The organism is Dehalobacter sp. MCB1 (assembly GCF_003590275.1).
Taxonomy (GTDB): domain Bacteria; phylum Bacillota; class Desulfitobacteriia; order Desulfitobacteriales; family Syntrophobotulaceae; genus Dehalobacter.
Window position 1 is genome coordinate 25,317 of record NZ_LXPC01000018.1, and the last position, 22,786, is coordinate 48,102.

Genomic DNA, 22,786 nt, shown 5'->3' on the forward strand with positions numbered 1-22,786 from the left:
GGTGCTGAACTTTATGAAAGGGAGCATTTTCTCGCACAGCAAGCCCGTGTCCGCGCCGGAAGAACCGGAACAGGATACGCAGGTGCTGGCGGTATGGGGCAGCCCCGGCAGCGGCAAGACCACGGTCAGCGTGCGGCTTGCCAAGTATCTGTCCGATCAGAAAAAGAACGTGGCGCTGCTCCTTTGCGATATGACCGCCCCCATGCTGCCCTGCGTCTGCCCATCCAGTGATCTGGAGTGCGAACGCTCCCTGGGAAGCATCCTCGCCGCCACCCATGTGACGGACCTGCTCATCAAGCAGAACTGCGTCACCCTCAAAAAGATGAGCTACCTGACGGTCATCGGCATGCTCAAGGGTGAAAACGTATATACCTACCCGCCATACACCCAGGAGCTGGCGACCGAGCTGATCGACCGTCTGCGGGATATCGCCCCGTACATCATCATCGACTGCACCAGCTATATCGCCCATGACATTCTGTCTGCGGTGGCGCTCATGGAAGCCGACTCCGTGCTGCGGCTGGTGAACTGCGATCTCAAATCCATCAGCTATCTCTCCAGCCAGCTCCCGCTCCTGAAGGACCAGAAATGGGACGCGGATAAGCAGTACAGGGTGGCGTCCAATATAAAGCCCAACCAGGCGGGCGAGAACATCGAACAGGTGCTGGGCAACGCGGCGTTTAAGCTCCCGCATTCAAATGAGCTTGAAAACCTCGCGCTCTGCGGGGATTTATTCAAGGATCTTTCCTTCAAGGACAGCCGGGGCTTCCGGAAGGAGATTCAGAAAATAAGCAAGGAGGTGTTCGGCGTATGAGTCGAAACAGACACAGAGATGCGGGACGGCAGCCGGCCCCGGCGCTTCCCCAAACAACCGAAAAGTCAAAAGCGCCGGACATGGCAGGCAATCAGAGCCTGTTTTTTTCATCTTCAAGCGAGCGTGAATTCGGCCCCGTGCTTCGGGAACTGCAGGAGTATATCTCCTCGCATTACGCGGGACTGATCGCGGACGGCGCCACCGGCGACGAGATGAAAGCGCAGACCAAGCGGTATATCGGAAAGTACATTCAGGATAACCGCATCGCGGTCGCCGGCATGACCGAACAGCAGTTGGTGGACGCTATTTATACCGAAATGGCGGAGTTTTCATTCCTGACAAAATACATCTTCGGCAGTGGGATCGAGGAAATCGACGTCAACGCGTGGGATGATGTGGAGGTGCAGTACAGCGACGGTACCACCAAAAAGCTGGACGAACACTTTGAAAGCCCTGAACACGCCGTCAATGTGGTGCGGCGCATGCTCCATGTCAGCGGCATGGTACTGGACAACGCCAGCCCCACCGCGCTGGGGCATCTCTCCAAGAATATCCGCATCGCCGTGCTGAAAGCCCCTGTGGTGGACGAGGATGTGGGGATCGCGGCGAGTATCCGTATCGTCAACCCGCAATCCATGAAAAAAGAGGACTTCATCCGGGGCGGGACCGCGACGGGAGAAATGCTGGACTTTCTGGCGGAGTGCCTGCGGTACGGCGTTTCGACCTGTGTGGCGGGAGCGACCTCATCCGGCAAGACTACGCTGGCGGGCTGGCTTCTGACCACTATTCCCGGCAGCAAGAGAATATTCACGATAGAAAACGGCTCCCGTGAACTGGCGCTGGTGCGCCGGGAGGACAGCAAGGTTGTAAACAGCGTCATTCACACGCTGACCCGCGACAGCGAAAATGAGCGTCAGCGGATCACGCAGACCAGCCTGCTGGATATGTCCCTGCGCTTTAATCCGGATTATGTAGTGGTGGGCGAGATGCGCAGCGCGGAAGCAAACGCGGCCCAGGAAGCCGCGCGCACCGGCATCACCGTACTGACCACCATCCACTCCAACAGCTGTGAGGCAACATGGCGCAGAATGGTCTCACTGTGTAAACGCGCCATCGATATGTCCGACGAAACCCTGATGGACTACGTTACGGAAGCCTATCCTCTGGTTGCGTTCTGCAAGCAGCTTGAAAACAAAGCGCGCCGCGTCATGGAGATCATGGAGTGCGAGATACTGCCTGACGGCACAAGGACCTTCCGTCCGCTGTTCCGGTACCATATCACCGAAAACCACATGGAAAACGGGAAATTCATCATCAGCGGCGGGCACGGTATGGTGCAGGGGATTTCCGAAAGCCTGCAAAGGCGCCTGCTCGAAAACGGCATGCCGCAGACCAGCCTGAAACGTATCCTTTCGATGGGAGGCGTGACCGTATGACTGCCGTTTTGCTTATTGCCTGCGCCGGCATGATTGTCGGCGCTTTTTTGCTGTTTGGGATCTCCCCGCTGGAGTTTACCGATGGGCTGTTCGCTTTCCTGACCCGGAAAAACAAAAGCATCAAGGCGGAGATCAATGAAACGACCCATCGGAAAAAGGCCGGCCTCCTGCGCCGCGAAATCACCGATACGCGGGAAATCCTTAACCTGACCGGCCGGAGCAGCCGTTTTTCCATGGTCTGCGCCGCGTCCTTGCTGCTGTTCGCGGTGGGAGCGAGTCTGGCCATCCTGATGGGCAATGTTTTTCTCGTGCCGGTGCTGGCATTCGGGATGATGTTCCTGCCTTTTTGGGCAATCCGGCTGACGGCGACGCATTACAAAAAGAGCGTAGCCGCCGAGCTGGAAACGGCGCTCTCCATCATCACGACGGCATACCTGCGCAACGAGGATATTCTGACGGCGGTGGAGGAAAGCGCGCAGTACCTGAATCCGCCCGTGCGGGATGTGTTTACGGAATTCCTGGCGCAGACGAAGCTGATTGATCCGGATGTGGAAACAGCCCTTCACGCCATGAAGCCGAAAATACAGAACGAGGTCTTTCATGAATGGATCGACGCGATCTGCTCATGCCAGTATGACCGGAGTCTCAAGACCACCCTTACGCCGATTGTTTCAAAGCTCAGCGACATGCGCATCGTCAACGCGGATCTCGAATATATGGTATCCGAACCGCGCAAGGAATTCATCATGATGGCCCTGATGGTGGTCGGCAACGTGCCGATCATGTATTTCCTCAACAGGGATTGGTACCATACGCTGATGCACACCGTGGTGGGACAGATCATCCTCGCGGTGTGCGGGGCAGCGATTTTTATCTCCACGGCATTTGTGATCCGTCTGACCAAGCCCATTGAATACAGGAGGTGACGGTGATAATGATGCAACTGTTTTTTATCGGAATCCTCCTTGCCGCGGGGCTGTTCTTCATTCTGGCGGACGTGCTGAGGCTTCCGGCCATGAGCGCGGCCAAAGCAATGCTGAGTGTCGGCAAACAGAACAAAAAGGCCGTAAAAACCGTGGAAACCTGGCTGATGTCCGGCACCGTAAAGCTCTCAAAGTATATCCGGATGGACGAGTACAAGCAAAGCCGCATGACGAATATCCTGAAAGCTGCCGGCATCAGCATGACACCCGAGGTCTATTCGGCTTACGCCATTGTCAAGGCCGGAGCCATCCTGCTGATAGCGATACCGTGCTTGGTTATTCTTCCCCTGCTTTCCCCGGTGCTCATCATTCTCGCAATCCTGACCTACTTCAAGGAAACGAAAAGAGCCGACGAACAGCTTCGGGAAAAGAGGGAACAGATCGAGATGGAACTGCCCCGGTTTGTCGCCACAATTGAGCAGACTCTCAAGGCCAGCCGGGACGTGCTGGCGATGATCGAAGCCTATAAGAAGAACGCCGGCCCCGCCTTTGCCCATGAGCTGGACGTGCTGACGGCCGACATGCGCTCCTCTTCTTATGAGGCGGCGCTCACCCGGCTCGAGGCAAGGCTCAACTCGCCCATGCTGTCCGATGTGGTCAGGGGGCTGATCGGCGTTCTCAGAGGCGACGACAGCGCCGTGTATTTTCAGATGCTGGCCCACGATTTCAAAGCATTGGAACTCCAACGGCTGAAAGGCCAGGCACAGAAGATCCCGCCGAGAATCCGGGTGTTCTCCTTTATCATGCTGATGTGCTTTTTATTTACCTATCTTGCCATCATTGCCGTGGAGATTCTCGGCTCACTCGGCAGCATGTTTTAGATTGGAGGTGTCAAAATGAATCCCACAGAAGTAAAGCGGGCGTTTGAGGAAAAGCTGGGCAGGAATTACGCGCAATTCGTCATGTCATGGCTGACCATGCAGTCCACCGAACTCATTGAAAAGGCTGAAGAAATCGCAGCCACAAAGCTGATGGTCGAGCTGCTCCCCGAAACCGCAAGCACGGAGGACATGGAATACCTGCTGCGTTTTACGAACCCTCTGGAAGTGGTTCGGGATAAGTGGATCGAGGAAAACGGCTCGGAAATGGTGCATGACGATGACATGACCCATGCGCTCTGGTCAATTACCGACAAACAGGATGCCGAGCAGGAATACGAGCTGGACAAGGACTTCCTCCCTCCAGAACAGGGGGTGCAAATGTGCTGAAGATCCTCAGAAGCAACCGCGGTGAGGGATACATCGACGTGGCGGTGCTGGTGCTGTGCGTGATGCTGGTCATCGCCGTGGCGGTGAGCGTCCTGCCGGTGTTTGTCACCAAAAACAAGCTGGATACCTATGCCTCGGAGCTGTGCCGGGAAGCCGAAATCGCCGGGCGTGTCGGTACGGAAACGACCCTTCGCGCACAGGTGCTCACCGAACAAACCGGTCTCGATCCCGACATCACTTGGTCGAAAACCGGAAGAATCCAGCTTAATGAGGAATTCACCATAACGGTGACCGCAAGGGCGGATCTCGGGCTGTTCGGCGGCTTCGGGAGCTTCCCCATAACGTTCCAAGCGCGAGCGAGCGGAAAAAGCGAGGTGTACTGGAAGTGACAATTGGAAAATTATGTGCTATACTGAAAGACAAAAAAGGGACTGCCTTTCCGCTCGTCATCGCGGTTACCCTCGCGCTGGTCATAATCTTTTGCGGCATATCCGAATATATCCGGCTGGTCATCATTGCGCAGGGTGTTCGGGACGCGGTGCAATCCGCCGTGATTTCGACAGTAAACGACAGTTACGACAACGTGTATCACGGCGTCCGTGAAGGCTACGCCGGAGCTTATATGCCCTCGGCAAATGACTTTGAGGAAAGCCTGGACTACGGCGACGTCTACGGCCGGCTGGACGAGCTGCTGGGGCTTCAATCCTCCGGCGGCTATCATGTGAAATATGCTGCCGGTGACGCGGTGGAATTCAAGCTCTCCGGACTGTCGGTCGATCTGGACAACATGCCGCTGGCCCCAGGCAGCCCGGACAATGCTCACGGCTTTCTTGCCGACACGACGATCCGGCTGGAGGTTCCCGTGCGGTTCGGGGGCGAGCTGCTTCCGCCGATGCGGATCAATCTCAGGGTGCAGGCGAAATATATGCCCTTGTTTTAGAGATTTTCCGATTGCCATAGACTTCCGGAAATTTCTGTAGTATGGTGTCCTTGAAAGAGTCCATCAATCTTTTACACAAAGGAGGTATCCCAAATGAAACTGACAGACAAAACAAAGAAGCGGCTCGTCCTCACCGGACTCGGTGTGGTATGCGTAGCCCTTGTAATAGCGATAGCCTCGCAGTTCAGAACGGAGGAACCCAATGTGGTGCCTGCTCAGCCCTCCTCCACGGTATCGGACGCGGTCAACCCCAGCGTCCCTCCCGCAGAGCAGACCAATGCACAGGGGGTAAACGCCCAGCCCATTGATCCGGCTGTGACTCCCGATCAAACAACGGACACCGGCGATTCAACCGGAACCGAGCAGAGTATTCAGACGGAGGTCACGAAGCCTTCAGAGCCGCCGCAGGATGTGAAAACCAATCCGTCCCAAAAGCCAGACGGAGAAAAGGTGACGAAACCGGAAAACAGCACAGCCCCGTCTACGCCAAAGGCTGGCGATAAAAATGATAAAGGGCAGATGTGGTTCCCTGGTTTTGGATGGGTTGATGATGGCGGTGCAAACGAAGGAACAAAAGCAGATGATATGTACGAAAACGGCAACAAAATCGGAGACATGAACTGATAACTCATAAAAATATGTAAGAGAAGCACAGCAGAAATGCTGTGCTTCTTTGCGTTGGAAGGAGGAACTTCATGAAACGTGGGCTCAGTATTTTTTTGATACTCATTTTGCTGCTGACATTTTTAATCCCTGTTACCGCTTACGCTGACAGTGTTGGGGACGGGAATCTTGATGGCGGCGGCGGAGGGATGGGCAACGGTTCAGATACTGATTACTGGAATCCTGGCGATGAGGGCGTAAGGGTGACGGTCATTCGGGTAAGCGACCACGCGGTCGTAACAACACCCATAGACCTTACAAACAACACCCCCTCCGAAAACATTCGCCATTTTGGTAAGGTAAGTAAGATGTCTTACTCAAATGGAAACAGCCTTAGTCCCAAAATCAACGATTATGATTACGCCAATCCATCTCAAGCCCTGCCGAGAATCATCAGCTCTTCTGGCGGGAACGGCAATATTGCCGCAATCAAGAGTTATTTCACCGATGAGCAGGTCATTCGGAGCATCGCAACCCTCGTTGGTATGAATTTTAATGTCCTGATCAACGGCCAATACCGGCTGCTCCTTGAACCTATCGCGTATATGACCTTTGGTGGAATCAAGTATGCCATGACCGCTACAGAAGCCGCCCTTTTTGACCAACAGCTGGACGGCGGACTGCGAAGTAAAATGGCGTCTCTCAGTCACAAAAATCTACCCCTTGCGATGTTTTTGGAAACCCCGGATCTCGGCTATCCGGCGTGGGGCGGTTCTACAACCACTACCGCATCAAACTCCGATATTATTTCCTCTCTTGGACTTGGCATTGTGCGTTTTAGCGATGCGGAGCCGGAACCACCGGAAGTCACCACATACGATTATGAGTACCGGGTGAATACGGAAGTTGTCACTTCGGTTACGGTGAGAGGCGGTCAGGCAGATCCGGATAATCCCGTCACGGTGAGATTTACAATCGGCGGTCAGACCTATACAGTCAGCGGCGTGTACTATCCACAGGGCGACAGTCAGCTGGTGTGGGTTCGCTGGACAACGCCGTCAACGCCGCAGACCATGATTATCCGTGTGTCTGTATCGGGCGGCGGCTCGGCAAGTCAGGGCACCATCACCGCGAGGATCGTGGATCTTTCAAAAAACGATCCCCCCAATCCGTTGGCCGATGACCGCAACAACTCTTTCACTGCGGCATCCGTACCCAATAAGGCGCAGAGAACCTCGGCATCCTGGGGTGTTTGGCACCCATGGTGGCATTCCAATTGGGTATGGATTTCTACGGGTCTAAATACCGGTTATTGGGAGGACGAGGGATGGTGGGAGTTTAACTGGCTTGCATATACCGCCAGCCTTTCGGCTTCCATGAGTGTCATGCCTGATGCAAAAGACCCGACAGCGTCCGGCAAAACCATGAAAAGCGGATATGGAATCAACCAGACCGTTCCCGCCAATATCAGCACCAACCAATCCTCGGCCGTGACGGATGCGCAGACAGCCGTGACGTATTTCCCCGAATGGCGGTACGAAACGTACTGGCGATTGCTGGAACGCACACATTCCGGATACAGTTCCAAATTCGAGTTTGCGCCCAACAAATACTCGACCTATAACCGCAGGACGCACTTTACTCCCATTTGGTTTCCAAACGGAAGCTATACGCCGTATACTTGGCTTATCGACTGCTGGACTCCGGCCGGAATGCTTTCCATGAACCTCACCGATTCGGTGACTATCAGCGGAAGCCTTTGGGATGACTGGCATATCGCACCGGTAAAGCCGTAAACAACAGAAAAAGAATCAGGACCGCATGCACTGAGCTTTGCGGTCCTTTTCTATGCCCAAAAATATATGAAAGGTGGTTATCTTCATGAAATTAAAGCGAATTCTGCCCATTCTCTGTGTGGTGCTCCTGTTGACATGTGTACTCAGCACGGTCGCTTATGCGGCCGGCACCGGCGACGTGGCAGGAGCCATTGAGGGGACTTGGAATGATGCGTCCGAGCAGATTAAAACAGTCGTTAACCGGGTCATATTTCCCGCCATAGACCTGATACTGGCGGTGTTTTTCTTTGCCAAACTCGGCACAGCGTATTTTGATTATCGCAAACATGGCCAATTTGAATGGTCGGCTCCGGCGATCCTGTTCGCCTGCCTGGTATTTACTATGACCGCCCCGATATACATCTGGCAAATCCTCGGGATGTAGGCCAAAAAAGAGCAGCAACCAAACTGGCTGCTGCTCTCTCCGCTGATTGCTTTATGGAGTGTCGGGCAATCTGTCAATGAGAAGCTGGAACATCTGCCTGCTGGTCTCATGATCACGGGCGGTGAGCCTGCAAAGCAGGTCATCGGTAAGCCCTTGTGCAAACACAGCTGCCAACGGCGCAATCAGAAATCGCTGCTTAAGTCGTCGATTGAGGTCCTTCATCATTGACTCGCCTGCAAGATGGGAAATCTGGTTATAGAGTTCCTGCAATTGGACTTCATCGACCACACCGTTCAGAGCGTTTTCCTGCTCCTCCATGAACCTGGCAGTAACGTATGCCATCAGCTCATCCGCCAACGGAAAAAAGAGCAGGCATACGGCGAGCCTTTTCGCGTCTCATAAAAAAGGGTACAGAGGTGTAAATGATGAACACATTTGAAAGCGAACTGAGAAAGCTGTTTGACCATGACACGGTTTTTGCCAATACACGGTTCGTCGGCAGAACCTGCTACGGCAAACTTGGTGATCACATCCGTGTCCGGGCGGAGTTTATCACCCTTGGATATGCGAATAAATACGAGGCCCTCAAGGTACCGCTCCTCAACAGAACCGAGGGCGTCATCGATACGACGGTCGTGTGTCAGGGTCACATCACCGGCTCCAAACAAAAATCCTTATTTGCGTTGAATAAGGCATACAACAATGATAAAATATTGCCATTAACAGGTAATTTTAAGGTACTCAGACAAGATATACGATTATAAATGAACTAACGTCAACAGAAGGGGGAAAGAAGATGGAAACGCTGTTAAAATCCTTTTCCGCAGGTTCAAAACATCAACGGCTCATAATGAAATTCATTTGCATATCGCTCATATTGCTTCTTCTGATCCCGGCAAGCGGCATATCCGTATCCGCCGGCTCGTCGGCGGAATATTACGACGATTTTGAAAGCGGAAGCCAAAACTGGGATTTGAGCGAAGGCTGGCAGCTTAAAAAAATCGAGAATAATACGGTTTTGGAAGGTACCGGCCATACCTGGGCGGTGCAGAATCAAGGCGGCTGGGACAATTACGCATTTGCGGCAAGATTTAAAATTATTAAAGGCACGATTCATTTCAATTACAGGCGAAGCGTTCATTCGGACGGAGCAATCCGGTATTTTATCGGAGTAAACAGCACGAGTCTGTATTTGAACAAGCAGACCGGGGACAATTTTTATGATCTCGACACTGCGAAGCTCAATCTGGACACCAGTTGGCACGAAATTGAAATAAAGGCATATGAAGGCTTGATTAACGTCAGTATCGACGGCGTTCTGTATATTGCTTATACGGATGAGGATTTTCTCGCTTCGGGAGGCATTGCCTTTGAAACCATCGAAAACTCCGATTTCCTGCTCGACGATGTAAAAATCACCGCGGCGGCGGCCGGTGACGTCGCCACCGGGCCGGAGGCTGGACAGGGGTTTATTCCGGACAAAACACATAGGGGAGATCTGGTACTAAGCGGCACGGAGGTGATGACCATTGAAAACGAGGAGTATCTGCAGCAGGGGAATGTGTACATCAATGACCATGCAAAGCTGATTATCCGAAATTCCGGGTTCATGCTCGGCCGCGGAGACATACCGACGATACATGTATATATTAATGTCGGTGAAAACGCGACCCTTGAAATAGATCATTCCACAATTGTTCCGGAAACTCCCGAGGGTGAAATGGGCGCTTTGGTTATTATCCGAAATTATGGGACGATGACGATGAGCGATTCCCCCACCGAGGTTCATCTGCTGGAAATGTATGAGGGAACACTTACAATCGTAAATTCGGAAATGGTATATGAAATAGGAGGCCTCCTTCAAATCGCGGGAGGAGATACGAAAGTCGTCAATTCCACACTCGGCGCACTGGGACTGACTGTACCGGCCGATGCCGCCTTAAACATAAGCGATTTAAAGTCCGGAGCATATCTTGAGTCCTGGGACGTTCATGACGTCATTCCCAAAGCAAATTACAGCCTCGTTCTGAAAAAAACCACTCTTTTAAAAGACGATTTCGAACCCGGTCCCTATGAAAGAGGCTGGCTGTTCTTCCCCGATCCCGATTCCCATGTAAAGATTTCCGATTCGGAGCTGAGGAAGGTGTTTATTAATCTAAATGGGGAAAACGCGACGTTTGACAATTTAAGAATCGGAATGCCGTCTGACCTGCATTATCGGGATATTCAACTGGACGATATCGTTATGACAGGACAGTGGCCTTTTACCATTACCGATTCCGATGTAACCATAACCAATTCAAATTACCTTTTTTTACAGCCAAGTGGAACGTCAGATATCGCTCTTGCCAATTCGCACATGGTCGAGTTTATCCCGCGGAATTTTTACGGAACGATCAGCTTTGAAAACTGCACCTGGACCAACGCCGGAGAAATCATCGGGGGCGAGTCGTATCATTCGATGACAAATGATTTCACCATCAAGGGCAGCCTGAAAATCGCCTCTGAACTCAGGGAACATCTGCAATGGCAGGACGCGCGAGTGACGAGGGAATACGATGTAGCGATTACCGGAAAAGACGGGAAGCCAATTTGCGGGCTGACAGTAAAAATAAATGGTCAAACCAATGTTTCAGACGAAAACGGAAAAGTCAGATTTAGCCTGATTTTCGATGAATACAATTACAACCGTCCGGAAAAACTGCAGGTATTTAACGGGAATGTACTTGTCTCACAAAAAGATATCGACTTTTTTACCGAGACGCCGGTTATTTTCGCGGATACGTTGACTGCATTGCCAACAGGCTCGAATATTTTGGTAAACGGTCAAAAAACAGCCTTTGAGGCTTACAGCATAAACGGCAGCAATTATTTCAAACTACGCGATCTCGCAAAGGCACTCAGCGGTACGAAAAAACAGTTTGAGGTGGCATGGGACGGCGCCGGGGACGCTATAAGAATAACGGCGGGCAAAGTCTATACATCTGTCGGCGGGGAACTTGTGGTGTCGGGCAATAAGGAAAACAAGAGCGCGGTTCTTACCACGTCGTCTGTATACCTTGACGGCGTTCCAATAAAGCTTACGGCGTATAATACTGGGGGTAACAACTACTTCAAGCTGCGCGATGTCGCGGCCGCCATAGATTTCGGGGTCACATGGGATGGCAATACAAACACAATAAGCATCGACACGTCTACCGGATATACTAAAGGATAAGTTATAAAAACCGTTTTCTCCAATCTCCGTGAATATAATACCCCACCTTATGAACAACTGCAGGTCGTCCGCTTCGGGGATTTGTTCGGCAAAAAGCAGGTAAGCAATCCGAACTTCAGGGATGGGATCATTCCGTACATCTGGACATACGGGGAAAGAACGGAATGGTATGCTTACCAACCCACCAAGGCAGACTACAAGACGCTTTCCGATTCGGTGGACAATTATCTGGAGGTATTTCGTGAGCCTGCGCAGGAGCAGACTGCCGGCATGACACAGCAGATGGGCTGATACCCGCATGAAAAAACAATATTATACCATACAGGCACACCGTTAGGAGCAATTACGGTGTGCCTTTTTCTATTTCACATGGAAGGAGGTGCTTGTCCTATGTTTATATGGGATTTCCTGATGGGGGACGTCATGGATCAGATCATCGAATGGTTCTATGGTCAAGCCGTGGGGTTCCTTGGCGACTTTTTTGCCCAAATGGGCAACATGGGCGTCGAACTGTTTGATATGCCGTGGGTGGAAAGTATCGTCCTGTTTTTTTCTTATCTGGCATGGGCGCTCTATGTGACAGGGCTGGTGGTTTCCGTTTTCGAGTGCGGCATTGAGTATCAGTCCGGACGCGGCAGCATCAAGGATACTCTTCTGAATGCTCTCAAGGGATTTTTGGCTGTCAGCATGTTTACGACAGTACCCATTGAGCTGTTCAAGCTGGCGGTCAACCTGCAGGCCAGTCTGTCCTCTGGCATCACCGGCTACGGCTCCGGCATCGACACGCTCGCAACCGGAATCATCAATAACCTGAATGCAGCCGGTAGCCTGGAAGGTGCAACAAGCTCCGGCGTTTTCGGCGGTCTCGATCCCGTCACGAATCCCCTCCTGATGCTCTTTATTATCATCATGATGGGATACGCTGTAATAAAAGTTTTTTTCAGCAATCTGAAAAGAGGCGGCATCCTGCTGATCCAGATCTCAGTCGGATCGCTGTATATGTTCAGCGTTCCCCGCGGTTATCTCGACGGCTTCGTCCAATGGTGCAAACAGATCATCGGGCTGTGTTTGACCACATTTCTACAGGCAACGATCCTTGTGGCGGGACTCATGGTCATACCTGACCGCTGCCTTCTGGGGCTTGGCCTGATGCTTGCGGCCGGAGAGGTGCCGCGGATCGCCGGGGCCTTTGGACTCGACACCAGCACAAGGGCGAACCTGATGTCCGCTGTTTACACCGCTCAGGCGGCGGTCAATACCACGCGCACGGTGGTACAGGCTGTGGCGCCGAAATAGCAGAGAAAGGAAGGAGCCTATGAAGCTCATCTATGTGGCGTCCCCTTACGCGGGGGATGTCGAAAATAATGTAGAATTTGCGAAACGGGCGTGCCGCTATGTAATGGAACAGGGGCATGCTTTTTTTGCGCCCCATCTGCTCTATCCGCAGATACTGGAGGACAGCAATCCGGCAGAGCGGGAAACGGGACTGAAGCTCGGCCATCATATGTTGGAACGCTGTGATGAGATGTGGGTCTTCGGCAACAGGATCAGTTCCGGTATGGAAGCGGAAATTGAGCGGGCAAAACAACTTGGTATCCCGATCCGATACGTGTCGGCAGAACAGATCCTCGGCTCTCCAAATCCCACCTACGCGATATGGGTAAAAGGGCGGCCGGACAGCCCGCTTGCGGGAAAAGCGGGCTTTTTAAGCGAGAACAGACAGCTTCTCACTTTCACCTCTCAGCAGAAAGCCATGTTCCGTATCGGTGAAATCAGGGGACTGTGCCTGAACAGCCAACCCGTCACGGAATACAGATGTATGGAATATCCTCAGAAATACGCTTCCGATAGCCGGATATCTCTGGAATCGCTCCGGGAGCCGGATACGATTCCCGCGTTCGATCCGAATAAATTTGAGGTTAGAAGCCGGGAATACGGCAACACCGGAGGCCATTGCATGGTGGCCTCGGTGGAATTCTATCTGCCCGACCTAAACCGTACCTTGTGGGTTAACTGCAACGACGAATGCGTGACCGTTACCTCCGCCGACTTCATCTGGCAGGATGAGGACAAGAACGGCGGCTGGCATGATTACGAGGCTGTACGCCTGTACGATGCCTTTTATCAGCAGACGCTTCCCGAGGACGTCGAACCGTGGCTTCCCATGATCCAAAAAGCATTGGAATATACCATCGAGCAGGAAACCGAATATTTACGGGGACAGGCTTTTTCCTTGCCGGTGGCATGGCTTCCGAAGTCCATCTGGCAAAAGACGGCGCCGGAGTATCTTGCGTGGCTGCAGGCGGAGGGAAAAGAAATCCGCATTGCCAAGGACGGCCGTATTGAAATTGACGAGGCTTATCCACAGAGCGGCCAAAGCATACCCGGTATGACGGGGTTGCAATAATGTTGACGCTGGGGAGCCTCTTCGATGGGATCGGAGGCTTCCCGCTGGCCGCAGTGCATAACGGCATCGTCCCCGTGTGGGCAAGTGAGATTGAAGCCTTTCCTATCGAAGTCACGAAGATACACTTCCCTGATATGCTCCATGTCGGGGATATCACAAAATTGAATGGAGCCGAACTACCGCCCGTGGACATCATCTCGGGCGGTTCGCCTTGTCAGGATCTTTCCGTGGCCGGAGCCAGAGCCGGCCTTGCCGGTGAACGCTCCGGCTTATTCATGGAACAAGTGCGAGTGACAAAGGAGTTGAGAAATGCAGATATATTGCGTGGGAGAACAGATCACCTTATTCGACCTCGATTCCTTATATGGGAAAATGTCCCTGGAGCTTTCTCCTCCGCGGGAGGCGAAGATTTCCGCTCCGTCTTGGAGGAAATCGTCAGAATTAAAGACTGTTCCTGTCATGTGCCTCGACCTGACTCCGGGTCATGGCAATCTGCTGGGGGAATCGTATTGGGAAATCAATTCTCATTGGCTTGGAGAGTGCTGGACGCTCAATACTGGGGTGTCGCCCAGCGTCGCCGTCGTATCTTCCTTGTCGCAGATTTTGGAGGATCATGTGCACCAGAAATACTATTTAACCAAGACAGCCTGTTCGGGGATACTCCGGAGAGCGAAAGCCCGGGGAAAGGAACTGCCTTCCGGTCTAAGAGAAGCACTGATCATACAAGCTGGCCTTGCACCCAACCCATAAGCCACGTTGCCTTCGCCGCAAATCAGCGCGACGAGGTGCGTGATCTGAACGATGTAGCCGGGGCGCTGGGCGCACAGCCCGGCATGAAGCAGCAGACGTTTGTCGCTAACTGCCTCACGCCGTGGGACACACAGCAGGACCGGATCTTCACGCCGGAAAGCACGGTGCCGACGCTGGCCGGAGCCGATGGCGGCGGCGGCCGGAATCCTGCGGGGCTTATATTTTCGGCGGGCATTGTCAGTAAAGGCAACGGCGACTGCTTTCTCACACCGGAGCGGCATACATCCCTGACATCAGGCGGCGGTCAAGCCGGGCAGGGCTACCCCTGCGTGATGACTGCCGGCTTTTGCGCCGGAGCGGGTCCGGCAGCGGGAGGCATTGGGTTTCAGGAGGAATGCGCTCCAACACTGAAGGCTTCCGAAAGCGGAACAAATATGGTGCCGTCCATCCTGTGCCTTAATGACCATTAATCCGAACTCGGATTAATGGTCATTATTCCGCATATTTAGTTATCCTCCTTTTTATCTTGAATTGTTTATAAAGTGCTTGTACAACTCGCATTGCTATGCTCTCTCATTTATAATTGTTCGGGATAACAATTCCAACAATTATAAATGAGGAGTGATGAATTATGGGCGAAAAGTCCACCACAAAATTAAAAGCCATACTTGATGGAGTGATTTGCTATCTTCACGATTGCAATTATGAGGACAGCACAATCGAAACATACCAGGCTGCAATAGCAAAAATCCAACGGTTCTATGAAGAAAGGGGTGAACAAAATTATTCTACTGAGGACTCGGCTCTTTTTCTGGATTTGAAACAAAAAGAATATGCTGATGGCTTAATCTCCAGACGAGTGTGGTTACCTTTGAGACGTGCTGTATTCATGTCCAACGAACTTTACAGTAAAGGTCAAATTGAAGTCGGAAGGCGGCATACTCCAGAACCCCCGGCCAAGCCCATGTCTGGCATATGCCAAAGTTTACTGACTGCATATTTACTATCGCTGAAATCTCGGAATCTTAAGCCTGCATCAATTGAGCTGGAAAAGTATAATGTAACTTTGTTTTTGCATTATCTCGATGAACACACCATAGGCGATGTTTCCCTCCTAACAAGCAAAATTGTCCTTGATGCCATTCCATACATCAAGAAATCACGCCAAGAAACCCTCAGTCATGCACTTGGATCGGTCAGGCGCTTTTTAGAATACTTGGTTGTTCATTTTGGAATAAGTGAGGCTATTCCTATGTCCTTGTCTTTAGGGGTTGCCCGACATAAAAAAGTAATCTTTGGATTCACCGACGAAGAAGCCAGCAGAATTCTTTCAGCAGTGGACACATCCACTCCGATTGGCAAACGCGATTTTGCGATTATGACCTTGGCTTATGAGACAGGCCTACGCAGCATTGACATCAAAAATATGCATTTGGCCAATATCGATTGGAACCACTCGGAAATACAACTTATCCAAAGCAAAACACAAAAAACGATGATCCTTCCGTTAACAAAAAATGCGGGCGATGCCCTGGCTGATTACATTTTGCATGGACGCCCTGAATGTAATTCGCCATATTTGTTTTTGAGCGCAGAAAAGCCATATGGAGAATTAATAAGTGGATTATACATTATGGTCAAGAAATATGCGGCATTGTCCGGAGTAGATAAAGAAACCAAAGCGGCCATAGGTCTTCATGGATTCAGGCGCAGACTGGGAGTTGCAATGCTTGATGCTCATGTGCCTCTGTCTACAATTAGTGAGGTGCTGGGTCATGCACAGAAAAACACAACTAAAAGATATCTCTCTGTCGATATTGAGAGATTAAGCAATTGCGCGATGCCTATGCAAGGATATGCGCCCACGCGGGAGGAGCTATGAGTAGACAGTTTCGCAGTAACTTAGCTCAAACAATTGAAGCCTTTCTCGAGCAAAAACATACCCTGGGTTTCAAATATTGCGAAAATGAACGCTACCTCGCAAATTTTGATGCCATGTGTGCCGGGCAATTTCAAAATGAAACAACAATTACGCGTGAAATGGGTATGGCTTGGGCTGTTTCATTGCCAAATGAGAGCAGAGCTGGCCTAAGTAGGCGAATGAGTTCGGTCAGAGAGCTGGCAAAATATATCCTTCGGAACGGTGAAGAAGCATTTGTAATACCCACTGAATATGGCGCAGTACCAAGCCGGAAGCATATACCGCATATTTTCTCGCATGAGGAATTGCAGCTTTTGTTTACGACTGCTGACAGATGTTTTGAAAATGATAAATTCCCTTTATGTGCAATAGAGCCTTCGGTGCTGCTTAGACTGCTTTATGCCTGCGGGTTACGTCCCTATGAAGGAAGAACAATCTTACGTGAAAACATAGATTTAGATGATGGCACGATTTTCATTCCTGAATCAAAAAAGCTAAAGGATCGGGTTGTTATTATGGATAGCACTATGCTGGATATTTGCCGCCGGTACGACGAGAAAGCAAAACTGATTGTCCCAGACAGTGCTTATTTTTTCCCTTCACATGGACGGACAAGCAAATGCCATGATGGACATTGGCCTGCGCGGGTGTTGAACAGGTGCTTAATCAATGCGGGAATTACTGAATTCACCGGCAACAACCCAAGACCATATGATCTCAGGCACACTTTTGCTACGCGCACGTTGCTCCGCTGGATGCAGGAGGGATACGATCTCGATAGTTGTCTGCCATATTTAAGCGCATATATGGGGCATGAGAAATTTCAGCACACACTATATTACATCCACCTTATCCCGGATTTTTTTCCTGAAATATTGCCGCGAGTGGCGTCAAAATTTGCTTCACTGATACCGGAGGTGAGTATATGAAGCTAAAAAATGATTCGTTTTTCAAATCTTCCCGCGATTTTTTAACTGTCTACTTGCCTCGGCAGCGGAAAATGAGCCCAAACACGGTAAAATCCTATAAAGGGACATTGAACCAATTTGTTGATTATCTTGTGGAAATGAAGAATATCCCAATTCTTCAGATTACACTCGACGAATTGAACGCAGTTAATGTATCTGATTACCTTGATTGGCTTCAGGAAAGTAAAAACGCTGCATCAACCACGAGAAACCAGAAGCTGATGGCACTCCGTTCATTTGCAAAATATTGCTCTGTTTCGGAAATCGCCAACGTTTATATTCGTATGGAGATATCCAATGTTCCCATCCAAAAGGTTCCCGGCAAAAAAGTGGAATTTCTTAGCGAGGATGCCATGCGAACACTGCTGTCCATGCCAGATATGCATAATTTTTGGGGATTGCGAAATGGAATGCTAATGATTCTAATGTATGATACAGCTGCTCGATGCCAGGAAATCCTTGACATTAAGTTGAAAGACATCGTTTTTAAGCAGAAAGCACCATACGTTTATCTCACCGGCAAGGGAGAAAAGCTCCGATCCGTCCCTCTGATGGAAAAAACGATCGATCATCTCAAGCGTTATATGCAATTCTTTCATCCAGATGAACTGAGCAGCCCGGAAGACTATCTTTTCTATACTGTCATTCATGGGAAAAGAAATCCGATGTCTCCCGATACCGTTTCCCGAGTTGTGCATAAATATGGACTGCTCGCAAAAAAGGGAAACCCGAATGTGCCTGAAAAAATACATCCACATATGTTTAGGCACACCAGAGCAATCCATCTTTACCGGTCTGGAGTTCCGTTGCCGCTTCTGTCCGAATATCTCGGGCATTCCCAGATGACAACAACAAGCATCTATGCATATGCCAGTATGGAAATGAAGGCTGAGGCCATAAGCAAGGCCAACAACCCGAACAATACGCCCAATACAGAAAAAACATTGTGGGAGGGGGATGCGGAAATGATCAAGCAGCTATACTGCCTCAAGTAACAAAAATACTTATCCCGAAGAATATCGCCAAAACGGCGGTGTTCTTCGGATTCAAAAGAAAAAGGAGGATAACTAAATATGCGGAATAACGATCAGGGCGGCAAACGGATCGATTTGAGCCATGGTGTCAGCGGGACTCTCCGAGCAGATGAGCGAGGGCACCAGCCGCTGATCATGGCAACACAGCAGGGCGGCGCGGAAATCGGCGTGGGCGTCTGCCCGGCGATCACCGCCGCAGCGGGAATGAGCGGTAACAACCAGCCCGTGCTGTTTGAAAATCATGGGATCGACAGCCGCTACACCGGCCCCCATGAGGTAGCCCCCACCATGTCGGCCCGATACGGCACAGGCGGAAACAACGTACCTCTGGTAGCCGGAGAACCGGACAGCTTCTGCATTGCCGGAAACATCATCGACCGCGAAGTGCAGAACGGCGGAAACGGTATTGGGTGTCAGCCGGACATCAGTTATACCCTCAATACCGCCGACCGGCACGCTGTGTTCAGCCGGCAGCGAAGCGACGTATTTCGGAAAAACGAAGTGGTCAGCACGCAGACTGTTCATCAAGGCAAGGATGCGACCGACCTCGTGGCCGCGCCGATCATAACATGGCTGAAAAAACTTATCCGGCGCCTCACCCCGCTGGAATGCGAAAGGCTTCAGGGCTTTCCTGATCACTGGACGGATATACCCGGCGCCTCGGACAGCGCACGGTATAAGGCGCTTGGAAACTCAGTGGCGATCCCCTGCGTGGACTTTGTCCTGCGGGGCGTCGCTTATTTTTTACGCAAAATTGAAAAGGAGGTAAACAACTGATGGGATGCTGGGGAATTACCGCTTTTGAATCGGATGACGGATTGGACGCGGTTAACTTTTTCAGAGGAAATCTGCCGGAGGACGGGAAACTGGAGCTTGGGAAAATGATTGAAGCCATGCAGAAAGATGAGGGGTATGTGCCTGACGTTACTGACGGCTATTCCCACACCGGCCCTATGGCATTTGCTGAAATCGCGGTGAAATTCCTCGACCAAGACATCGGCGATCTGGACTATAACGAGGAATGGGCGGCAAACGATAATAAGTTTAACACCGTGACATCTTTCACCGCAACCAAGGAATCCATCCGGTGGCTCAGGGACTATATCTACGAAACGCTCAAATGCGCCAAAGAAAATGCGGAGCTCATAGCAAAACAAGGAGTGCATGAGTGGGATCGGTGGGGCGGCTGGTTTGAAGAAAAGAACTGGCACGACTGGCAAAACCATATGTCAATGCTCGTCAACCGCATGGACTCACTCCTTGCTTCTCCGGAGAGTCAAATCGAACTGCTCCATCCACAGGAGCAGGCAAACGGCCCCGTCATGGAGCTTAACCAATAAAACACAGGAGGAATCAGCAATGTATATGTACCCCGACAACCTGAAAGCGAAAGCCACCCTGTGGCTGTGGGAACTGCGGGACATCGGCATCATCGGCGTCGGACTTTTAATCTCTGTATTTGCGCTGGCGCAGCTCCGGTTCCTGCCGCCCATCGTCCTAACGGCGCTCTACGCCTTTTTATCCATACGCTTCGAGGATACCAGTATCCTCGATTTTATCCGATACGCTTTCGGGTTCTTCATCGGACGCCAGCAAATTTATCAATGGAGGGCCTGAAAACGGGATTTGTAGTTTGAGATACCGGAAGTCTCAAGGCGGAGGCAGCCGATTCCCATTAGCACAATTATGTTTCATTTCTTTAACATTCATTGTTAGTGTTGGTAATAGCTATTGCCCATACATTTCAATATACTTGGCTTACAAAACACAGTAGGAAAGGAGAAAAGAAAATGTCGGAAATGCGCGGAATCACCGTCCAGGTACCGGCAGACCTGCACGGCAAGGTAAAGGCAGAGCAGGAACTGCTGAAGCAGACGATGAGCCAATACATCCAAATGGTACTCGAAGAACACTTCAATCCAAAACAAAATGAGAAAGGCGGAACAGATATGAACGGTAACAACAGAACCCTGGCATTTCAGGTGTCGGAGGAACTCTTTCAGCGGGTAAAGGCATACCTCGCCAAGCATCCGAAGCTCAGTCAGAAAGATTTTATTGTCGATCTGATCGAGCAGGAATTGGACAGGTTTGAGAAACAGGAGGCGCGGCCGGAACATCCCGACATTGATGGAACTGCCGATAAAAGCAGCTCGGAGGATGGCGTGGGCGGCAGCGTCACCCCCGAAAATCCCCCAAACAATGGAGATGCCGCTGAATAAAATCGGGTGAAGGCCCCGCAGAAACAAAACCTGCGGGGCCTAACTTTGTCCAAAGAAGCTGAAAGCAAATGCATTCTTTTATGGAGGACTTGCTATATGAGCAGAAAAGAAAAACAGGCGGCAAAGGAAAAAGCCTCTACCCGCCAGCTTATAGGCATCACCGGCATCACCGATTACAGTCTTGTGACCGGTCACGGCAGGCTGGTGTTTTTTATGATCAAACCGACAAATATCAGCGTCCTGTCTGACGCCAGCGTCGGAGCGCGGATCTATGCCTTAATGAATGTCCTCAAGGGTATCGCGGAGATCGAGATGCTCTGCCTGAACTCACGGGAAAACTTTGAGGACAACAAGAGCTTTCTGCGCCAGCGCACGGAAGCTGAGCAGAACCCTGTCATCCGTAAACTGCTGCAGCAGGACGCGGCAAACCTGGACCGGATGCAGGTTCAGATGGCAACGGCGCGGGAATTTTTCATTATCATCCGTTTGCGGGAGGAAAAGGAGTCCGATGTTCTCCCGTATCTCTCCCGTATCGAAAAAAGCCTGAAGGATCAGGGATTTACCGCACGGCGGGCAAATGAAGCAGACATCAAGCGGTTGCTGGGCGTTTACTACGAGCAGAATGTGACCACCGAGCGGTTCGAGGATTTCGACGGGGAACGCTGGATCATCTTAAATGACTAAGCGGCCTGCGTGTTGCTTCTTCTCATAAAACAGGATACAATAATATGCTAAAGGAGGCGACGACGCGCATGGATGCTGAGATCATGGCAATTGCGGAAACCATCATGAATACCGTGGATTGCGAAAAGATATATCTCTTCGGCTCTTTTGCTTATGGCGAGCCGCATAAAGACAGCGATCTGGATTTTTATGTGGTGCTTCCGGACGATTCCAACCTGCGACCAATAGAGGCGATGCGGAAAATCCACCGGAACCTGGGCAACGTAAAGCGGAAGATGCCGGTCGATGTTTTGGCCGCGCGGTCAAGCCGGTTCGCGGAAATGAGCGTGCTGCCAACAATGGAACGCCGTATCGCCAGAGAGGGGGTCGTGCTTTATGAACAGGGCGGAAAGTCAGAGAATGGTATGAGATCGCCGCGACCAACCTGCGCACCGCAAAGCACCTGTTTGAAACCATACATCCCAAGCCGCTCGAAACTGTCTGCTACCATTGCCAACAGGCTGCTGAAAAAGCGTTAAGCGGCATCCGCACTGAAAGAGGCGGAGCGGATTTATACATTCTGCTCCGATCTGATCCCCACGCTGCGACCCTCCGACCAGGAGCCAAAGCTATCTCTGTAACACAATAAAACCGCATACCGATACGATGCCCACTGTGATAGAACAGCGGGCATTTTTTATTCTTTATTTTGAATTTGGCCGGTAAGCAGGCGTACCGGCCGCTGCAATGGATTGCTGCCGTTCATGCCTCCTACCGGCTGATAACAGGAGGATGAATCCATTGAGAGAAAACAGCAAAATAACAGGCACGGTTACCGCCGGGGATGCCAAAATCAAGGATTTCCTCGACATGATCGCGCCGAGTATTATCAAATTTCAGACCGATTACTTTATTTGCGGCAACACCTTCCGCTGCGTGTGGGCCCTGCGGGAGTACCCTACCAGTTTGTTATAGACGAAGAAATGACAGCAAAACGGGGTGCATATACAAACAAGGTAACAACTAATTAAGGATTATATATACGATAATTGCGATGATAAAGACCCAAATGCAGATGATCGGTATCGCATAACGCCATTTTTTCGGCTTGCCTTCGGACCACATGCCTTTTGCCTGTTCAAGACATTCCTCCATAATATAGTCCGGTATAAGTTTAATAGCCCAGGTTATTAAAAGCGGAAGAATGATGATATCGTCAAGGTAACCGAGTACCGGGACGAAATCAGGTATTATATCAATTGGCGATAAGGCATAGCCTACTGTTAGCGCCGCCACAATCTTTGCGGCAAGCGGTGTGTCCTTGCGCTTATATGCAAGGAACAGAGCAGCTATCTTACTTTTTAAGTCCCTGACTTTTTCTTTGATTTTCATATTCATAACCA

The 22,786-nt window shown here is 51.0% G+C and carries 27 protein-coding genes and 2 pseudogenes; 27 read left to right on the plus strand and 2 right to left on the minus strand.

Annotated elements, in window-relative coordinates; genetic code table 11:
• Position 1: 1 nt before the first annotated feature.
• The 10 genes from A7K50_RS13185 to A7K50_RS13230 all read left to right on the plus strand — a co-directional run bounded on the left by A7K50_RS13185 (position 2) and on the right by A7K50_RS13230 (position 8,204).
• Entirely contained in the window at positions 2 to 814 is an 813-nt protein-coding gene (locus A7K50_RS13185) for an AAA family ATPase (protein WP_119776780.1), read from the plus strand.
• A complete protein-coding gene (locus A7K50_RS13190) occupies positions 811 to 2,250 on the plus strand; it encodes an ATPase, T2SS/T4P/T4SS family (protein ID WP_119776782.1) in 1,440 nt (479 codons plus the stop codon). The genes A7K50_RS13185 and A7K50_RS13190 overlap by 4 nt, the downstream gene beginning before the upstream one ends.
• Positions 2,247 to 3,176, plus strand: a complete 930-nt coding sequence (locus A7K50_RS13195; RefSeq protein ID WP_119776784.1) for a hypothetical protein — start codon at positions 2,247 to 2,249, stop codon at positions 3,174 to 3,176. Before A7K50_RS13190 ends, A7K50_RS13195 begins: the two co-directional genes overlap by 4 nt.
• Positions 3,177 to 3,184: 8 nt before the next feature.
• Entirely contained in the window at positions 3,185 to 4,054 is an 870-nt protein-coding gene (locus A7K50_RS13200; RefSeq protein ID WP_119776785.1) for a secretion protein F, read from the plus strand.
• Positions 4,055 to 4,069: 15 nt separating this feature from the next.
• On the plus strand, positions 4,070 to 4,441 hold the full coding sequence (locus A7K50_RS13205; RefSeq protein ID WP_119776787.1) for a DUF3848 domain-containing protein: 372 nt from the start codon (positions 4,070 to 4,072) through the stop codon (positions 4,439 to 4,441).
• Positions 4,435 to 4,830, plus strand: coding sequence for a DUF4320 family protein (locus A7K50_RS13210; protein ID WP_119776789.1), 396 nt, complete (start codon positions 4,435 to 4,437; stop codon positions 4,828 to 4,830). The genes A7K50_RS13205 and A7K50_RS13210 overlap by 7 nt, the downstream gene beginning before the upstream one ends.
• Complete coding sequence (locus tag A7K50_RS13215) at positions 4,827 to 5,381, plus strand: hypothetical protein (protein ID WP_119776790.1); 555 nt, start codon at positions 4,827 to 4,829, stop codon at positions 5,379 to 5,381. The genes A7K50_RS13210 and A7K50_RS13215 overlap by 4 nt, the downstream gene beginning before the upstream one ends.
• Before the next feature lie 93 nt (positions 5,382 to 5,474).
• Positions 5,475 to 6,005, plus strand: a complete 531-nt coding sequence (locus tag A7K50_RS13220) for a DUF6550 family protein (RefSeq protein ID WP_119776792.1) — start codon at positions 5,475 to 5,477, stop codon at positions 6,003 to 6,005.
• Between the two features lie 71 nt (positions 6,006 to 6,076).
• A complete protein-coding gene (locus A7K50_RS13225) occupies positions 6,077 to 7,780 on the plus strand; it encodes a hypothetical protein (RefSeq protein ID WP_119776794.1) in 1,704 nt (567 codons plus the stop codon).
• Positions 7,781 to 7,865: 85 nt separating this feature from the next.
• Positions 7,866 to 8,204: a DUF3852 domain-containing protein gene (locus A7K50_RS13230; RefSeq protein WP_119776796.1), complete on the plus strand. Its 339-nt coding sequence runs from the start codon at positions 7,866 to 7,868 to the stop codon at positions 8,202 to 8,204.
• 51 nt (positions 8,205 to 8,255) lie between these two features.
• Here the strand turns inward: A7K50_RS13230 and A7K50_RS13235 are convergent, their stop codons facing one another.
• On the minus strand, positions 8,256 to 8,546 hold the full coding sequence (locus A7K50_RS13235; RefSeq protein WP_119776798.1) for a hypothetical protein: 291 nt from the start codon (positions 8,544 to 8,546) through the stop codon (positions 8,256 to 8,258).
• A gap of 80 nt (positions 8,547 to 8,626) precedes the next feature.
• Between A7K50_RS13235 and A7K50_RS14235 the strand changes: the two genes are divergently transcribed.
• The 17 genes and pseudogenes from A7K50_RS14235 (at position 8,627) to A7K50_RS13320 (ending at position 22,358) form a co-directional block, all read left to right on the plus strand.
• Positions 8,627 to 8,968 carry a hypothetical protein gene (locus A7K50_RS14235; RefSeq protein ID WP_199698303.1) on the plus strand — a complete coding sequence of 114 codons (342 nt, stop codon included), beginning with the start codon at positions 8,627 to 8,629 and terminating at the stop codon, positions 8,966 to 8,968.
• Between the two features lie 32 nt (positions 8,969 to 9,000).
• Entirely contained in the window at positions 9,001 to 11,421 is a 2,421-nt protein-coding gene (locus A7K50_RS13245; RefSeq protein WP_119776799.1) for a stalk domain-containing protein, read from the plus strand.
• A gap of 81 nt (positions 11,422 to 11,502) precedes the next feature.
• Positions 11,503 to 11,712 (plus strand): hypothetical protein, encoded by a 210-nt coding sequence (locus A7K50_RS13250; protein ID WP_119776801.1) that lies wholly within the window; start codon positions 11,503 to 11,505, stop codon positions 11,710 to 11,712.
• Positions 11,713 to 11,811: 99 nt separating this feature from the next.
• Complete coding sequence (locus tag A7K50_RS13255) at positions 11,812 to 12,717, plus strand: conjugal transfer protein TrbL family protein (RefSeq protein ID WP_119776802.1); 906 nt, start codon at positions 11,812 to 11,814, stop codon at positions 12,715 to 12,717.
• 19 nt (positions 12,718 to 12,736) lie between these two features.
• Complete coding sequence (locus tag A7K50_RS14535) at positions 12,737 to 13,828, plus strand: DUF4406 domain-containing protein (RefSeq protein WP_119776804.1); 1,092 nt, start codon at positions 12,737 to 12,739, stop codon at positions 13,826 to 13,828.
• A pseudogene (locus tag A7K50_RS13265) lies at positions 13,828 to 15,042 on the plus strand (DNA cytosine methyltransferase); the annotation flags it as partial. The gene A7K50_RS14535 and the pseudogene A7K50_RS13265, both read left to right, overlap by 1 nt.
• 167 nt (positions 15,043 to 15,209) lie before the next feature.
• Positions 15,210 to 16,460, plus strand: coding sequence for a site-specific integrase (locus A7K50_RS13270; protein WP_119776805.1), 1,251 nt, complete (start codon positions 15,210 to 15,212; stop codon positions 16,458 to 16,460).
• Positions 16,412 to 17,428 carry a tyrosine-type recombinase/integrase gene (locus A7K50_RS13275; RefSeq protein WP_132102079.1) on the plus strand — a complete coding sequence of 339 codons (1,017 nt, stop codon included), beginning with the start codon at positions 16,412 to 16,414 and terminating at the stop codon, positions 17,426 to 17,428. Before A7K50_RS13270 ends, A7K50_RS13275 begins: the two co-directional genes overlap by 49 nt.
• Positions 17,425 to 18,462 carry a tyrosine-type recombinase/integrase gene (locus A7K50_RS13280; RefSeq protein ID WP_119776808.1) on the plus strand — a complete coding sequence of 346 codons (1,038 nt, stop codon included), beginning with the start codon at positions 17,425 to 17,427 and terminating at the stop codon, positions 18,460 to 18,462. Before A7K50_RS13275 ends, A7K50_RS13280 begins: the two co-directional genes overlap by 4 nt.
• 87 nt (positions 18,463 to 18,549) lie before the next feature.
• Positions 18,550 to 19,278, plus strand: a pseudogene (locus A7K50_RS13285) (DNA cytosine methyltransferase); the annotation flags it as partial.
• Positions 19,278 to 19,841, plus strand: a complete 564-nt coding sequence (locus tag A7K50_RS13290) for a DUF4259 domain-containing protein (protein WP_119776811.1) — start codon at positions 19,278 to 19,280, stop codon at positions 19,839 to 19,841. The pseudogene A7K50_RS13285 and the gene A7K50_RS13290, both read left to right, overlap by 1 nt.
• A gap of 19 nt (positions 19,842 to 19,860) precedes the next feature.
• Positions 19,861 to 20,118, plus strand: coding sequence for a hypothetical protein (locus A7K50_RS13295; protein ID WP_119776813.1), 258 nt, complete (start codon positions 19,861 to 19,863; stop codon positions 20,116 to 20,118).
• 173 nt (positions 20,119 to 20,291) lie between these two features.
• Entirely contained in the window at positions 20,292 to 20,720 is a 429-nt protein-coding gene (locus tag A7K50_RS13300; protein WP_199698304.1) for a 4-oxalocrotonate tautomerase, read from the plus strand.
• Between the two features lie 96 nt (positions 20,721 to 20,816).
• Complete coding sequence (locus A7K50_RS13305; protein ID WP_119776814.1) at positions 20,817 to 21,404, plus strand: hypothetical protein; 588 nt, start codon at positions 20,817 to 20,819, stop codon at positions 21,402 to 21,404.
• Positions 21,405 to 21,472: 68 nt separating this feature from the next.
• Positions 21,473 to 21,922: a nucleotidyltransferase domain-containing protein gene (locus A7K50_RS13310; protein WP_243103757.1), complete on the plus strand. Its 450-nt coding sequence runs from the start codon at positions 21,473 to 21,475 to the stop codon at positions 21,920 to 21,922.
• The gene (locus A7K50_RS13315; RefSeq protein ID WP_243103766.1) at positions 21,847 to 22,032 is read left to right on the plus strand and encodes a HEPN domain-containing protein; all 186 of its coding nucleotides are present in this window, start codon (positions 21,847 to 21,849) and stop codon (positions 22,030 to 22,032) included. The genes A7K50_RS13310 and A7K50_RS13315 overlap by 76 nt, the downstream gene beginning before the upstream one ends.
• Before the next feature lie 143 nt (positions 22,033 to 22,175).
• Entirely contained in the window at positions 22,176 to 22,358 is a 183-nt protein-coding gene (locus A7K50_RS13320) for a hypothetical protein (RefSeq protein WP_119776816.1), read from the plus strand.
• Between the two features lie 48 nt (positions 22,359 to 22,406).
• Here A7K50_RS13320 and A7K50_RS13325 read toward each other — a convergent pair whose 3' ends face one another.
• Complete coding sequence (locus A7K50_RS13325; RefSeq protein ID WP_199698306.1) at positions 22,407 to 22,775, minus strand: YkvA family protein; 369 nt, start codon at positions 22,773 to 22,775, stop codon at positions 22,407 to 22,409.
• Positions 22,776 to 22,786: the final 11 nt, after the last annotated feature.